At 41.0% G+C, this 14,523-nt stretch carries 14 protein-coding genes; 13 read left to right on the plus strand and 1 reads right to left on the minus strand.

The features are described 5' to 3' along the window. Positions 1-138 precede the first annotated feature (138 nt). The 13 genes from leuS to lipA all read left to right on the plus strand — a co-directional run bounded on the left by leuS (position 139) and on the right by lipA (position 13,102). The gene (gene leuS, locus H5116_RS04740) at positions 139-2,727 is read left to right on the plus strand and encodes a leucine--tRNA ligase (protein ID WP_024594703.1); all 2,589 of its coding nucleotides are present in this window, start codon (positions 139-141) and stop codon (positions 2,725-2,727) included. A 1-nt stretch (position 2,728) separates the two neighbouring features. Further along, positions 2,729-3,220 (plus strand): LPS assembly lipoprotein LptE, encoded by a 492-nt coding sequence (gene lptE, locus H5116_RS04745; RefSeq protein WP_024594704.1) that lies wholly within the window; start codon positions 2,729-2,731, stop codon positions 3,218-3,220. After that, positions 3,220-4,257, plus strand: a complete 1,038-nt coding sequence (holA, locus tag H5116_RS04750) for a DNA polymerase III subunit delta (RefSeq protein ID WP_002958525.1) — start codon at positions 3,220-3,222, stop codon at positions 4,255-4,257. Before lptE ends, holA begins: the two co-directional genes overlap by 1 nt. A gap of 17 nt (positions 4,258-4,274) precedes the next feature. Further along, positions 4,275-4,910 carry a nicotinate-nucleotide adenylyltransferase gene (gene nadD / locus H5116_RS04755; RefSeq protein ID WP_182715652.1) on the plus strand — a complete coding sequence of 212 codons (636 nt, stop codon included), beginning with the start codon at positions 4,275-4,277 and terminating at the stop codon, positions 4,908-4,910. A 55-nt stretch (positions 4,911-4,965) separates the two neighbouring features. Then, positions 4,966-5,283 carry a ribosome silencing factor gene (gene rsfS / locus H5116_RS04760; protein WP_002958523.1) on the plus strand — a complete coding sequence of 106 codons (318 nt, stop codon included), beginning with the start codon at positions 4,966-4,968 and terminating at the stop codon, positions 5,281-5,283. Positions 5,284-5,320: 37 nt separating this feature from the next. Continuing rightward, positions 5,321-5,791 (plus strand): 23S rRNA (pseudouridine(1915)-N(3))-methyltransferase RlmH, encoded by a 471-nt coding sequence (gene rlmH, locus H5116_RS04765; protein WP_002958522.1) that lies wholly within the window; start codon positions 5,321-5,323, stop codon positions 5,789-5,791. A gap of 9 nt (positions 5,792-5,800) precedes the next feature. Further along, entirely contained in the window at positions 5,801-7,669 is a 1,869-nt protein-coding gene (gene mrdA / locus H5116_RS04770) for a penicillin-binding protein 2 (RefSeq protein ID WP_033020633.1), read from the plus strand. Continuing rightward, entirely contained in the window at positions 7,666-8,772 is a 1,107-nt protein-coding gene (rodA, locus tag H5116_RS04775; protein WP_002958520.1) for a rod shape-determining protein RodA, read from the plus strand. The genes mrdA and rodA overlap by 4 nt, the downstream gene beginning before the upstream one ends. Further along, complete coding sequence (locus H5116_RS04780; protein WP_182715653.1) at positions 8,772-9,536, plus strand: septal ring lytic transglycosylase RlpA family protein; 765 nt, start codon at positions 8,772-8,774, stop codon at positions 9,534-9,536. The genes rodA and H5116_RS04780 overlap by 1 nt, the downstream gene beginning before the upstream one ends. A gap of 314 nt (positions 9,537-9,850) precedes the next feature. Then, positions 9,851-11,014 (plus strand): serine hydrolase, encoded by a 1,164-nt coding sequence (locus tag H5116_RS04785; RefSeq protein WP_002958518.1) that lies wholly within the window; start codon positions 9,851-9,853, stop codon positions 11,012-11,014. A gap of 174 nt (positions 11,015-11,188) precedes the next feature. Then, the gene (ybeD, locus tag H5116_RS04790; RefSeq protein ID WP_002958517.1) at positions 11,189-11,467 is read left to right on the plus strand and encodes a DUF493 family protein YbeD; all 279 of its coding nucleotides are present in this window, start codon (positions 11,189-11,191) and stop codon (positions 11,465-11,467) included. Positions 11,468-11,486: 19 nt separating this feature from the next. Then, a complete protein-coding gene (gene lipB / locus H5116_RS04795; protein ID WP_010554695.1) occupies positions 11,487-12,140 on the plus strand; it encodes a lipoyl(octanoyl) transferase LipB in 654 nt (217 codons plus the stop codon). Continuing rightward, positions 12,137-13,102, plus strand: a complete 966-nt coding sequence (gene lipA / locus H5116_RS04800; RefSeq protein WP_002958515.1) for a lipoyl synthase — start codon at positions 12,137-12,139, stop codon at positions 13,100-13,102. Before lipB ends, lipA begins: the two co-directional genes overlap by 4 nt. An 80-nt stretch (positions 13,103-13,182) precedes the next feature. On the opposite strand, the gene H5116_RS04805 is transcribed toward lipA, so the two are convergent. Further along, positions 13,183-14,469, minus strand: coding sequence for a VCBS domain-containing protein (locus tag H5116_RS04805; protein ID WP_182715654.1), 1,287 nt, complete (start codon positions 14,467-14,469; stop codon positions 13,183-13,185). Positions 14,470-14,523: the final 54 nt, after the last annotated feature.

Raw genomic sequence — 14,523 nt, forward strand, 5'->3', positions numbered from 1 at the left:
AACTTAGATAAGTATAGGTTAACCTGAACTGAAGGTTAGAATTTATCAAAACCGCGTTTTTGACGCTGTGAATAGCACTTTATTTGGGGTATCCTAATGGCAATTTTTTATTAGTTTGCAAGAAGTCTGGAACCATAGATGCAAGAGCAATATAACCCGCAAGATATAGAGTCAAAAGTACAAAGCTACTGGGAAGAAAACCAGGTATTTAAAGTCACTGAAGATGAGAGCAAAGAAAAGTATTATTGCCTTTCTATGTTTCCTTATCCGAGTGGTCGACTGCATATGGGTCATGTACGTAACTACACCATTGGTGATGTTGTTTCTCGTTTCCAGCGCCTGCAAGGCAAAAACGTAATGCAACCTATGGGTTGGGATGCGTTTGGTTTACCTGCAGAAAACGCTGCTATTAAAAACAAAACAGCACCTGCTAAGTGGACATACGAAAATATTGATTACATGCGTACACAGCTTAAGCAATTAGGTTTTGGTTATGACTGGGATCGCGAAATAGCGACATGTCATCCAGAATACTACAAGTGGGAGCAGTGGTTTTTCACTAAGCTTTACGAAAAAGGCTTAGTGTATAAAAAAATGTCGACGGTTAACTGGGATCCAGTGGATCAAACAGTATTAGCTAACGAGCAAGTTATTGACGGTCGCGGTTGGCGTTCAGGCGCTGTGGTTGAGCAAAAAGAAATTCCACAGTGGTTTATTAAAATTACCGACTACGCACAAGAACTACTTGACGATTTAGACAAGTTGGAAGATTGGCCAGAGCAAGTTAAAACAATGCAGCGTAACTGGATTGGCCGCTCTGAAGGGTGTGATATTGAATTTAAACGCACCGATAACGACGAAACTTTTAGTGTATACACAACTCGTCCAGACACCTTTATGGGTGTGACGTATGTTGCTGTTGCTGGTGGTCACCCTATTGCACAAGAAGCCGCTAAAAATAGCGATGCTGTTGCAATGTTTGTTGAAGAATGCAAAAACACCAAAATTGCCGAAGCAGACATGGCAACAATGGAGAAAAAAGGCATAGCAACAGGCTTTTACGCAACTCACCCATTAACGGGCGAGCAAGTACCAATTTGGGTCGCTAACTTTGTATTAATGCATTACGGCTCAGGCGCTGTTATGGCGGTACCTGCACACGACCAACGCGATTTTGAATTTGCAACGGCTTACGGCCTAGATATTAAACAAGTAATTGCACCGGTTGAAGGCTCAGGTCTTGAAGTAAACCTTGAGCAAGAAGCATTTACCGATAAAGGCGTACTTGTAAATTCAGGTGAATTTGATGGTCTTGATTTTGACGCCGCGTTTAAAGCCATTGCCGACAAGCTTGAAGCACTCGGTGTTGGGGAGCGCAAAGTAAACTTCCGTCTACGTGACTGGGGTGTGAGCCGTCAGCGTTATTGGGGTTCTCCAATCCCAATGCTTAGCGACGAAGAAGGCAAAGAACTTGCAGCAACAGAAGATATGCTACCAGTTCGCTTACCAGAAGATGTGGTAATGAATGGTGTAACGTCACCTCTTAAAGCAGACCCTGAATGGGCTAAAACTACAGTAAATGGCGCACCTGCGTTTCACGAAACTGACACGTTTGACACCTTTATGGAATCATCTTGGTACTACGCACGCTACTGTAGCCCACGCTACGACGAAGGCATGCTAGATCCAGCGGCTGCTAACTATTGGTTACCAGTAAACCAATACATTGGTGGTATTGAGCACGCTATTTTACACTTATTGTACTCGCGATTTTTCCATAAATTATTACGTGACTTTGGTTTAGTAAATTCAGACGAGCCGTTCGACCGCTTACTTTGTCAAGGTATGGTGCTTGCTGAAACATTTTATCGTAAAGATGAAAAAGGCGGCGATGTATGGATTTCGCCAAGCGATGTAAATACCGAAACCGACGACAAGGGCCGCGTAACTAAAGCATGGCATAAAGAAGACGGTGAGCCGGTATTCTCATCAGGCATGAGTAAAATGTCGAAGTCTAAAAACAACGGTATAGACCCACAACAAGTAATTGCCCAATACGGTGCAGATACAGTGCGTTTATTTATGATGTTTACAGCACCACCAGAGCAAACGCTTGAATGGTCAGACTCAGGTGTTGAAGGCGCACATCGCTTCTTAAAACGTGTATGGAAATACGCAGTAGATGTTAAAACAGTAGGTTACCAAGCACTTGATAAATCAGCGCTCACTAACCCGCAAAAAGTACTACGTCGCGACTTACACAAAGCAATTGCTAAAGTGACTGATGATGTTGAACGTCGTCAAACCTTTAACACCGCTATTGCAGCCATTATGGAGCTTTCTAATAAGTTATTAAAAGCACCACTGAGCGACAAACAAGATGTAGCGATTGCTAACGAAGCACTTGAAGCATTAGTTATTATGCTTGCACCTATTACTCCGCATTTATCACATGAGCTTTGGAAAGAGCTTGGTAAAGAAGGCGAGATTTTAGATGCGCAGTGGCCAAAAGTTGACGAGTCGGCTCTTGTTGAAGATGAAAAACTAATCATCGTACAAGTAAACGGCAAGCTTCGCGCTAAGTTAACAGTGGCAGCTGATGCCACTCAAGAGCAAGTAGAAGCCCTTGCGTTTGCAGAATCTAACGTAACTAAATTTACGGATGGCGCAACTATTCGTAAAATTATTTACGTTCCAGGTAAACTACTTAACGTGGTAGCTAACTAATATGGCTGCATTTAACGCCATTAAAAATGGACTAGCCTTAGTGCTAGTCTGTTTTTTGTTATCAAGCTGTGGCTTTCATTTAAAAAAAGCCTCTAGCTTGCCTGATAACTTAAAACAGCTAACACTTGTAGGCGATGATGAAAAATCGACTTTATTTACTGAGCTTAAAAAAGAGCTTAAAGCGAGTAACGTAGAGCTAGTATCGTCAGCTAAAGATAAAGCCCAATTGTATTTACGCAAAGAAAGTATTGAACGCCAAACTCTTTCGCTGTTTCAAAATGGTCAGGTTGCTGAATACGAACTTGCTTATGGCGTGTCGTATGTAGTTAAACTCCCAGGCGAAAAAGCGATAGAAAAACGTTTTGAGCTTTACCGTAATTACCAAGACGATCCGGATCATGCATTAGCAAAAGCAAAAGAGCTTGAGCTACTCATTAGCGAGATTCGTGAGCAAGCCAGTCGTCGTATTGTTAGAGAGCTGTCGCAACTATAATGCGCTGCTACGCTAATCAACTACCGAGTGAATTAAATAAAGGGCTAAAGCCCTTTTATTTAGTATTTGGTGAAGAGCCTTTTCAAGAAGCGCAGTGCGTACAACAAATTCGCGACTGTGCTAAGCAACAAGGTTTTGATGAAGTAATTAAGTTTACTTTAATGCAAGGATTCGATTGGCAAGAAATCATAGCCCAGTATCAGAGCATGTCGCTGTTTAGCGCCCGCACTATTATTGAGCTTGATTTAAACCAACAAAAGCCAGGCGTTATTGGCAGCAATACCTTTAAAAAAGTAGTTGAGCTGGTTAATCCCGATACTATTTTAATTGTTAAAGGCGCTAAAGCCAGTCAAGAAGTACAACGTGGTGCGTGGTTTAAAGCCCTTGATAAACTAGGCGTGTTCGTACCTTGCTACCCACTTACGGGCTCTCATGTAAAACGATGGCTTGATGAGCAATGCCAACGTTTATCACTTAATATGCAAAGCGACGCCAAAGTAAGCTTAATAAATGCCACTGAAGGCAACTTATTAGCCTGTTTTCAGGAGCTTGAAAAGCTCTCGCTACTACACGGCAATGCATTAATTACTCAGCAACTAGTTATGCAAGGGCTGTTAAATCAAGCCAAGTTTGATATTTTTGATTTAAGCGATGCACTATTAAATGGCCACGCTAAACAAGCTATAAAAGTACTAAACAAACTTGCCAGCGATAACACCGAAGTGGTGAGTATTTTGTGGGCTATAACCAAAGAGCTCAATACACTTATAAGCGTGCAACTTGGTTTATTAAATGGCGAACCAATCGCTAATTTATTTAAACAAAAAGCAATTTGGAAAAACCAACAAGGTCCAGTTCAAAACGCAATTAACCGTTTAAATATGCACACACTGGAACAAATAAACAGTGATGTTGCGTTGTTTGATGCCAGTTACAAGCAAGGTAATTTAATTGCACCTTACCAAGCGCTTGCTCATATTTGTATTAAATTTTGCCAGCCGCTCAACATTCCTATGCCGTGCCACGCGGTTAATTAATAAATAATGGGTGTTAAATGATCGCAATTTTTGGTGGCACTTTCGACCCCGTCCATTTAGGCCATCTAAATATGGCGCAGCAATGCGTTAATGCGTTTAATTTAGATACGCTTTATTTTATGCCCTGTGCACTCCCTGCACATAAAGCAGCTCCGGGAATTAGTACGCAGCACCGTATTAATATGCTAAACGCAGCTATTGCACCTTATCCTCATTTTGAACTCGATTTAAGAGAGCTTAACCGAGCTGGTCCATCGTATTCGCTACTTAGTTTGCAAGAACTTCGTAAAGAGCACCCCACTACACCTATTTTATTTTTAATTGGTATGGACTCGTTTAACAATCTCGATAAGTGGTTTGAGTGGAAGGCAATAACACAGCTTTGCCATATTGTGGTGTACCAGCGCCCAGCTCAACATTGCACTGTAAAAGGTGAGCTCAAAAGCTATATGCAACACGCAAATACTGGCGAAGTAGCGGCACTTAAACACTCACTTGCAGGTAAACTTTATTTTTTACCGGGCGAAATGCTCGATGCGGCCTCAAGTACAATTCGCAAGCAGCTAAAAAAAAGTAATAAAAAGAATGAACTATTGCCCGATGCAGTGAGTCATTACATAGAAGTGCATCAGCTCTATCAAATTGATGCTTAAAAACTCCTAGCGTGTTAAAATGCGCGCCATTAAATTTTTAAATTGAGACAAAACCTTGGATTCAAAACAACTACTCGCCTTTGCTATGGACAAAATTGACGATATGAAAGCGCGTGACATCGTTCATATTGACGTAACTGAAACATCAGATATTACAGATTACATGGTAATTTGTTCTGGTACTTCTAAACGCCACGTACAGTCAATTGCCGATCACTTAGCAAAAGAAGCGCGTCATGCAGATTCAGAGCCACTAGGTTATGAAGGTGAAGGCGACGGCGAATGGGCACTGGTTGATTTAGGTGATGTGGTTGTACACGTGATGCAAAACGAAGCACGTAGCTATTACGATCTAGAAAAACTGTGGGGCTAAACGCTCACTCATTTTAGACAATGCTTGGAAGTAATACGTGAAAATACAAATGATTGCTGTTGGTACTAAAATGCCAGCATGGGTAGAAACGGGATTTGCAGAATATCAGCGCCGTTTCCCTAAGGATATGGCGCTAGAGTTAATCGAAATTCCAGCCGGTAAACGTGGTAAAAATGCAGATATAAAGCGTATTTTACACATTGAAGGTGAAAAAACATTAGCGGCTATTCCAAAAGGCAATCGTATTGTAACGTTAGAGGTAACAGGGAAAGCACTCGATACTCACCAACTTGCTAAAAATATGGAAAAATGGCAACTCGATGGCCGCGATGTAAGTTTACTTATTGGCGGACCTGAAGGACTTGCTCCAGAGTGTATTGCAGCGTCTGAGCAAAAATGGTCGTTATCTAATCTAACATTGCCGCATCCTTTGGTGCGTATAATTGTTGCAGAGAGCCTTTACCGAGGCTGGAGCTTAAATAACAACCATCCTTATCATCGCGAGTAACCCCTTGCCATGCTAAAACATAGACCCACTATTCGTGACCACTCCGCAGAAGCAAACTTATTTGCTAGGCGAGCATTCGTGGGTTTTGTTTTTGTATTAGGATTAGTCGCAGTATTGCTTTCTAATCTTTATACTATTCAGGTCGAAGATCACCAAGACTACCAAACCCGCTCCAACGATAATCGTATTAAAGTTATTCCTATTGCACCCAACCGTGGTTTAATTTACGACCGTAACGGTGTGCTACTTGCTGAAAACAAACCTGTTTACAACCTTGAGGTCATCCCCGAAGAGGTAGACGACCTTGACGAATCGCTTGATCAAATAAGTAAAATAATTGCGATTACAGAGCAAGACAAACAAGACTTCTTAAAAGATATAAAACACACCCGTCGTTTTAAATCACAAGTATTAAAAGCTCGCTTAGACGAAACAGAAGTGGCGAAATTTTCGGTTAATCAACATAAATTCCCTGGTTTTAGCATTGAGGCACGCCTTGCACGCTACTACCCATTTGGCGACACACTAACGCATGCGCTCGGTTACGTTGCCAAGCTTAATAGAAAAGAGCTAAACCAATTAGAACAAGAAGACCGTGCAACCAATTACCGCGCTACGCACGACATTGGCAAACTCGGCATAGAAAAATATTACGAAGAAACACTGCACGGTAAAGTAGGCTCACAACGGGTAGAAGTTAATAACCGTGGCCGTGTAATACGCACCCTGAGCATGACCCAACCGCAACCTGGTAGCGACCTAGTACTTACTTTAGACGTGGGCTTGCAACAAATAGCACAACATGCGCTTAAAGATATGCGTGGCGCTGTTGTAGTTATGGACGCCAAAGATGGCGGCGTGCTGGCACTTTATTCAAACCCAAGTTACGATCCAAACTTATTTGTACACGGCATTAGCAGCAAAAATTATAAAGCGCTGCTTAACCAAGACCGGCCATTAATAAACCGTACTACGCAAGGTCGTTATGCGCCGGCCTCTACTGTAAAGCCTTTAATGGCAGTATTAGCGCTTGAAGAAAATATAGTAAATGAGTCAACATCAATGTGGGATCCTGGCTTTTTTCAAATTCCAAATGTTGAACATAAATGGCGAGATTGGAAACGTTGGGGCCATGGTCATGTAGATGTATATAAAGCGATTGAAGAGTCGTGTGATACCTATTTTTACGATGCGGCTTATCGATTAGGCATTACTAAAATAAGCGATTTTATGGCCCGTTTTGGCTACGGTGATTTGTCAGGTATTGATATTCACGAAGAAACTACTGCTATTCTACCTTCAAAAGAATGGAAAGAAGGACGCTTTAAAGAGTCTTGGTGGCGCGGTGATACTATTTCGGTAGGCATTGGCCAAGGTTACTGGACTGCCACACCTATTCAAATTGCAAATGCAACTAACATATTAGTTAATCGTGGTATTAATCATCCACCTCATTTGGTGCAAGTAATAAAAAAAGATAACGACATAACGCAAATTAACAACGAAGAAAAACCCCCTGTTATTTTAAAAGATCCGCGCCATTGGCAGGTATCGTTAGATGCAATGCATAATACAGTACAAAAAATATCAGGCACAGCCCACAAAGCATTTAAAGGGACTAACTACGACTCGGCTGGTAAAACCGGTACCGCGCAAGTAGTTAGTATTGCCCAAGGTGAGCGTTACGATGCAGAATCTCTTAAAGAACGCCAACGCGATAATACAATTTATGTAGGCTTTGCACCTTATAGCGATCCTAAAATTGTGGTTTCTGTTGTATTAGAAAACAACCACGGCGGCATTCAAATAGCTCGCCAACTTATGGATTACTACTTTGCAGCCAACCCTGTTAATCTTGCAAGGAACGAGACACCATGACCGCTTTGCACGATAAACGCTCTATTTGGATGCGTATGCACCTCGACCTACCGCTGCTTATTGCACTACTTATAATGATGGCTGGCAGCATAATGGTTGTTTACAGCGCAAGCGGGCAAGAGTCTTCTATGATGATTAGGCATATGACCCGCATGGGCGGTGCGATTGTTGCTATGATTGTTTTAGCCCAGTTTTCGCCTGCCACGTTAAAGCGGTTAGTGATCCCACTTTATTGTGTTGGGTTATTAATGCTAGTCGGTGTACTTTTATTTGGAGTAAGCTCAAAAGGCGCGCAGCGTTGGCTCAATTTAGGGGTGACACGGTTTCAACCTGCAGAATTAATGAAGTTGGCAGTCCCGATGATGGTAGCTTGGTATATAGGTAGAAATCACTTACCACCTCGCCCGCTACATTTAATTATTGGTTTTATGATTGTAATGCTCCCTACATTATTAATTAAAGAACAACCCGATTTAGGTACCGCTATACTTATTGCAAGCTCAGGTATATTTGTATTATTTTTGTCTGGGTTGAGTTGGCGTTTAATAGGGTTTTTAAGCTCGATTGTAGCGCTTGCTGCATGGCCATTTTGGCACTACGGTATGCACGATTATCAAAAACAACGTGTACTCACCTTTTTAGATCCTGAGAGCGATCCGCTTGGTTCGGGTTATCATATTATTCAATCGAAAATTGCTATTGGATCAGGCGGCATAGAAGGTAAAGGCTGGTTGCTTGGTACACAATCGCAATTAGAGTTTTTGCCAGAGCGCCACACCGACTTTATATTTTCGGTTTTAAGCGAAGAATTTGGCTTATTCGGCGTATGTGTTTTACTTAGCCTGTACTTATTTATTATTGGTCGTGGTTTATACATTGCTGTTAATGCACAAGATGCATTTGGTAAATTGCTCGCAGGCGCACTCACCCTCACCTTTTTTGTATATGTATTCGTAAACATAGGCATGGTATCGGGTTTATTACCTGTTGTAGGCGTACCTTTACCACTGATTAGTTATGGTGGTACATCAATGGTGACGTTAATGGCAGGATTTGGCATTATTATGTCAATCGCGACAGATAAAAGGATGCTTTTAAAATAATGCGACACACGAATCAGTTTATATTTACTACATTATTAATTTTACTTTTAAGTGCTTGTAGTAGTGGGCCAAGTAGCCGTTATAGTATGCGTCATGATGCAGCGCCATTAAGAGCTCCAACTACACTTGAGATGCAAGACGCTATAGTTACCGAAACCACTAAAAGTGCTAGCGCTAGCCGCCCATACACAGTGCTTGGTAAAAGCTATTCGCCCATGCTTGATGAGACGGGTTATAGTGAGGAAGGCATTGCCTCTTGGTATGGTCGTAAATTTCATGGTTATCACACCTCAAATGGTGAAACGTATGATATGTTTGCCATGACCGCAGCGCATAAAACGCTGCCACTACCTAGCTTTGTTAAAGTAACCAATACAGCAAATGGTAAATCGGTAATCGTACGCGTGAACGACCGTGGCCCATTTCATGACGATAGAATAATTGATCTTTCGTACGCAGCCGCTTATAAGCTTGGCTACTACACCCATGGTACAGCAAAGGTTAAGCTAGAGGCCGTTAAGCTTGCGGGCGCAACTGCGCGTCAAACCTATATTCAGGTAGCTGCAGGTAGTACACTTACTAATATTGAAGCACTTGCCAGCACATTGCGAGAGCAATACAAATTACCAACAAATATTGTGCAAAAAGACGATATTTACAGACTGCATTTAGGGCCAATAAAAGATACCCCTCATGCAAACGAAGTATTAAAAAAATTAAAAGAAAATCAATTTCAAAACGCGTTCTTGCTTTACACTCAGTAAGACTAATACCCAAACTATCCCAAGATGCAGAATTCAGCGTTGCACTGGGGCTTAATATCTAGGCGTTACTTTGTAGGAATGGTAATCCCTTTTAAAAAGTAACAACACAGAGAGTAAGCTCCAGTGAAACGCCCTAAGGGTTGGTTTAAAAACGATTTATACTGCGTTATTGATTTGAACAATAGAGTAACTATTATTTGCAATCAATGCCTTGCCTAAATCGTTTTTAACTCCAACTGAAACTCGCATCTCGGGGTAGTTTGGGTATAGAATGGCGTAACGCGAATCTTTAACTTTAACCATTAATGAGTATGATGAAATCTATTAAACATAAAATCCTCAAAGGTGTATGCGGCCTAGTTTGTACAGCCGCCGTATTCTCAGCCAGCGCCCAAATTATTCCGGCACCACCTCAAGTTAATGCGAAAGGTTATTTTTTAGTCGACTTTACAACTGGTAAAGTTATTGCTGAAGGTGAAGCCGATACACAGCTAGCACCTGCAAGTTTAACTAAAATGATGACCAGTTATGTAATTGGTACTGAAATTAAAGCAGGTAATATTGCCACTACCGATATGGTAACGGTAAGCGAAAAAGCATGGGCTAAAAACTTTCCAGAATCTTCAAAGATGTTTATTGAAGTAGGTAAACAAATTAGTGTTGATGAGCTTAACCACGGTATTATTATTCAATCAGGTAATGATGCATGTGTAGCAATGGCTGAGCATATTGCTGGAAGCGAAAGCGCATTTGCTGATTTAATGAATGCCCATGCTGCTAAATTAGGTATGAGCAACAGTCACTTTATCAACAGCCACGGCCTTGATACTGACGAGCACTTCACAACTCCACGCGATATGGCGACACTTGGTGCTGCTCTTATTCGTGATGTGCCAGATGAATATGCACTTTATAAGCAAAAGTCATTTACTTATAACGGCATTAAGCAATATAACCGTAACTCATTATTATGGGATGAAAGCTTAGATGTTGACGGCATTAAAACAGGGCATACATCAGAAGCTGGTTACAGCCTAGTTACCTCCGCTACTAAAAACGATATGCGTTTAATTGCTGTTGTTATGGGTACCTCAAGCGAACGAGCTCGTAAAGTAGAAAGTAAAAAGCTACTTAACTATGGTTTTCGTTTTTATGAAACAATTACTCCGTACAAAGCAGGCGATAGCTTTGCAGAACAACGTATTTGGATGGGTAACAAAGAGAACGTATCTTTAGGTATTTTAGAAGATACACCAATTACTATCCCACGTGGTCAGCATAAAAACCTTAAAGCTAACTTTGAGCTAGATAATACGCTTGAAGCACCACTTGCTAAAGGTACTAAAGTAGGTACGTTATTCTTACAACTAGAGGGCGAAGATATTGCTCAATACCCACTAGTTACACTTGAAGAAGTGGAAGAAGGCAGCTTCTTTAGCAAAATTTATGATTACTTACGCTTACAGATCATGCAGTAATTTATATCTCCCCTATTAACTAGGTAACTAATTTAAACGTCTCCACTGTGAGGCGTTTTTTTTTGCTTGAAAAATGTTAGAATACGCCCCATATAAGCAAGACTGCTAATTGCCTATCTGTATTAAGCTTCAAGCTTGCATAGAGTCCACACTTTTGTATGAGGAGTCACCGTCGTGGTTCAACCTGTTAAAGATACTAAATTTGATGAGTACCTAGAGTACCCTTGCCCATTTACATTCAGAATAATGGGTTTAGCTAACGTAAACTTAACTGATCAAATTTTAGCTAAGTTACAACCAATAGCACCTGGCGATTACGCCCCTAAAGTAAAACCAAGCAGCAAAGGTAATTACGAGTCAGTAAGCCTTGTAGCAACAGTTACTAGTGGCAAACACATTGAAGAAATTTACAACGTGATCAGCAATATTGATGACGTACGCCACATGCTTTAATCCATAGTTGAGATTTGTTGTGAACGAAAACACTTTGATCGTACGCCAACTGGGTCGTCAGCGTTATATGCCAATTTGGCAAAAAATGCAGGACTTTACCGACACCCGTGATGAAAATACGCCAGATGAAATTTGGCTTGTAGAGCACGAGAGTGTATTCACCCAAGGTCAGGCTGGTAAGGACGAACACTTACTAGCTCCTGGCGACATTGAGGTGATTAAAGTTGACCGTGGCGGGCAAGTAACTTACCACGGCCCAGGCCAGCAAATGATGTATGTATTATTTAATCTACGTCGTTTAAAGATTGGTGTACGTGAACTGGTTACGTGGCTTGAAGAGTGCATTATTGAATCACTCGCCGAGTATGGTATTGAAGCTTATGCTAAAGCTGATGCACCAGGTGTATACGTTAATGACAGTAAAATTGCATCCCTTGGTTTAAGGGTTCGTCGTGGTTGTTCGTTTCATGGCTTAGCATTAAATGTTAACATGGACCTAAGTCCATTTTTACGCATTAACCCATGTGGTTATGCGGGCATGAATATGGTGCAAACTAAAGAATTAGATGGTCCTCAAAACCTAGAAAGTGCGGGTGAAGGATTGGTGAAACACATGATCAAGAAGCTTAATGCAACACAGGTTAAGCATACTGAAGGGTTTGAAAACGAATGAATAAACCAGTCAAAATGGAACCAGGTGTAAAACTACGCGACGCAGAAAAAATGGCGTTGATCCCAGTAAAAGTTTTACCTACAGAAAAAACTGAAATGTTGCGTAAGCCAGAATGGTTAAAAATTCGCTTACCTAAATCAACCGATCGTATTGACGGTATTAAAAAAGCGCTACGTAAGCATGGCTTACACTCGGTATGTGAAGAAGCTTCGTGCCCTAACCTATCTGAATGTTTTAACCACGGTACAGCTACCTTTATGATTTTAGGTGCTATTTGTACTCGTCGTTGCCCATTTTGTGATGTTGCTCACGGTCGCCCATTAAAACCTGATGCCACTGAACCTGAAAAGCTAGCACTTACTATTAAAGATATGAAGCTAAGCTACGTTGTAATCACTTCAGTTGACCGTGATGATTTACGTGATGGTGGTGCACAGCATTTTGCCGATTGTATTCGCGAGATTCGTAAACATAATCCAACTATTACTATCGAAATTTTAGTACCTGATTTTCGTGGCCGAATGGACCGCGCACTAGAGATACTAATCGAGACGCCACCAGATGTGTTTAACCACAATCTTGAAACTGCGCCACGTTTATACAAACTAGCTCGTCCAGGTGCTGACTATAAATGGTCTTTAGAATTACTTCGTCGCTTTAAAGAAGCTCACCCAGAAGTAAAAACTAAATCAGGCTTAATGGTTGGTTTAGGTGAAGAAATTAGCGAAATTGAAGAAGTACTTCGCGATTTACGTGCTCACAACGTTGACATGCTAACTGTAGGCCAGTACCTACAACCTTCCAAGCATCACTTACCGGTTAAGCGCTACGTGCCACCAGTAGAGTTTGACGGCTTAAAAGCGTATGCAGACGAAATTGGCTTTACTCACGCGGCTTCTGGCCCGTTTGTACGTTCAAGCTACCATGCTGATCAACAAGCAGCGGGTAAAGAAGTGAAATAATCACTTTTATCAAAAAATTAAAAAAGCCGTTAATGATGCATAATTATTAACGGCTTTTTCATGCTAATTGATAAAATAGCTTACTGCGCTATCTTACCTTTTGTAATAGAAAAATCAGCAAACCTAACACGTTCTTCATCAGCGCGAAGGCTGTCGGTTTCAACAATCGAGCGGTAAATTCCCCACTTAGGACGAGCAAAATCAGCATCACTAAAGCCGCGCCACATATCTATGTTTTGCTCGCTTATATTAAATATCTCTGCATTATCGCTTAAGCGCGTTAACGTCATATCAAACTTACCGTTTTCACTAAATGTAGCTTGTACAAATACCTTGACCCATTCATCTGTAATGAGTGACCAGTCGGTTTCAATGAGGTTTTTATCTAGCCCTGTGCTGTTACCGTTTTCATCAAAGCCTGCACTATATCGCACTTGCAGTTGATTGCCTGTACTGTTTTTTTGTGCTCCTGAGAGTGTGATAATAGGCTGGTCGTCATTACCATTAGTATTATCGTTGCTGTCATTTCGAGCTTTTATTTGAAAAAAATGGCTAAACTTACTCGTAAGCTCAAGCTCGCTGCTTACTTTAAATTTCCAGCTATATTGAAATGTCTCCCCCTCAAACGCCAGTGTTTCTTGTGGTGATTTATCGTAGGTTTTTATTTCGTTACGTTGTCTATCACTTGCACCTTTGTCTTTATCTTGGTCATCATCTCGGTGGGCTAAAAATACAAAATGGTTGCCAATTATCGTATCGGTATCTTCGATAATATGGACAACACTTTCATGATTGCCAGCATATAAGTCTGGAGATTCAATTGACCCTTCGCCGAAGGCATTTTCAATAAGCGTGTATGCGTCAAGCCCCGAATTAACGCCATCTGATCGCAATAAAACGTGTGATATTTTCTCAAAGCCATCAGCTTGAGCTATTGGTGCACCTACAATTGTTATGATAATTTGTGCGCTGGTACCATCTACAGAGTTTACTGTTATTGTATCTTGTAGTGTTTCACCTTCACTTAAAGATGTTATTGAAGCGTTTAAATCGTCAAGTGTGTATGACCAATCTCCATCAGCATTTAAGCTAAAAAAACCATAGCTTGTTGCGCTATTTTCTTGTGCTACAAAAGCAGCTTCACCTGATTGTTGATCCGTAATAGTTAACGAGCCTGTTATTGCATCATTACTATCGCTAATAACTTCACCTAGAGTGTTACCACCAATTGTTGCAGGAGTTTGTGAAGAAATCGCTTCATTATTTTGCACCGTAGGATCAGAGCCTGAGCTGCCACAACCAGTAACTAAACAAGATAGAAGTATAGCTGTAACTGTATTACAGGGTTTAAGGGTATATTTAGACATGAGTAGTTCTGTGGTTAATAGTAAGTTAATTAAATATGAATTTACCAATTTATT

Origin of the sequence: Pseudoalteromonas sp. SG45-2 (assembly GCF_014164115.1) — a bacterium.
GTDB classification, from domain to species: Bacteria; Pseudomonadota; Gammaproteobacteria; order Enterobacterales; family Alteromonadaceae; genus Pseudoalteromonas; species Pseudoalteromonas distincta.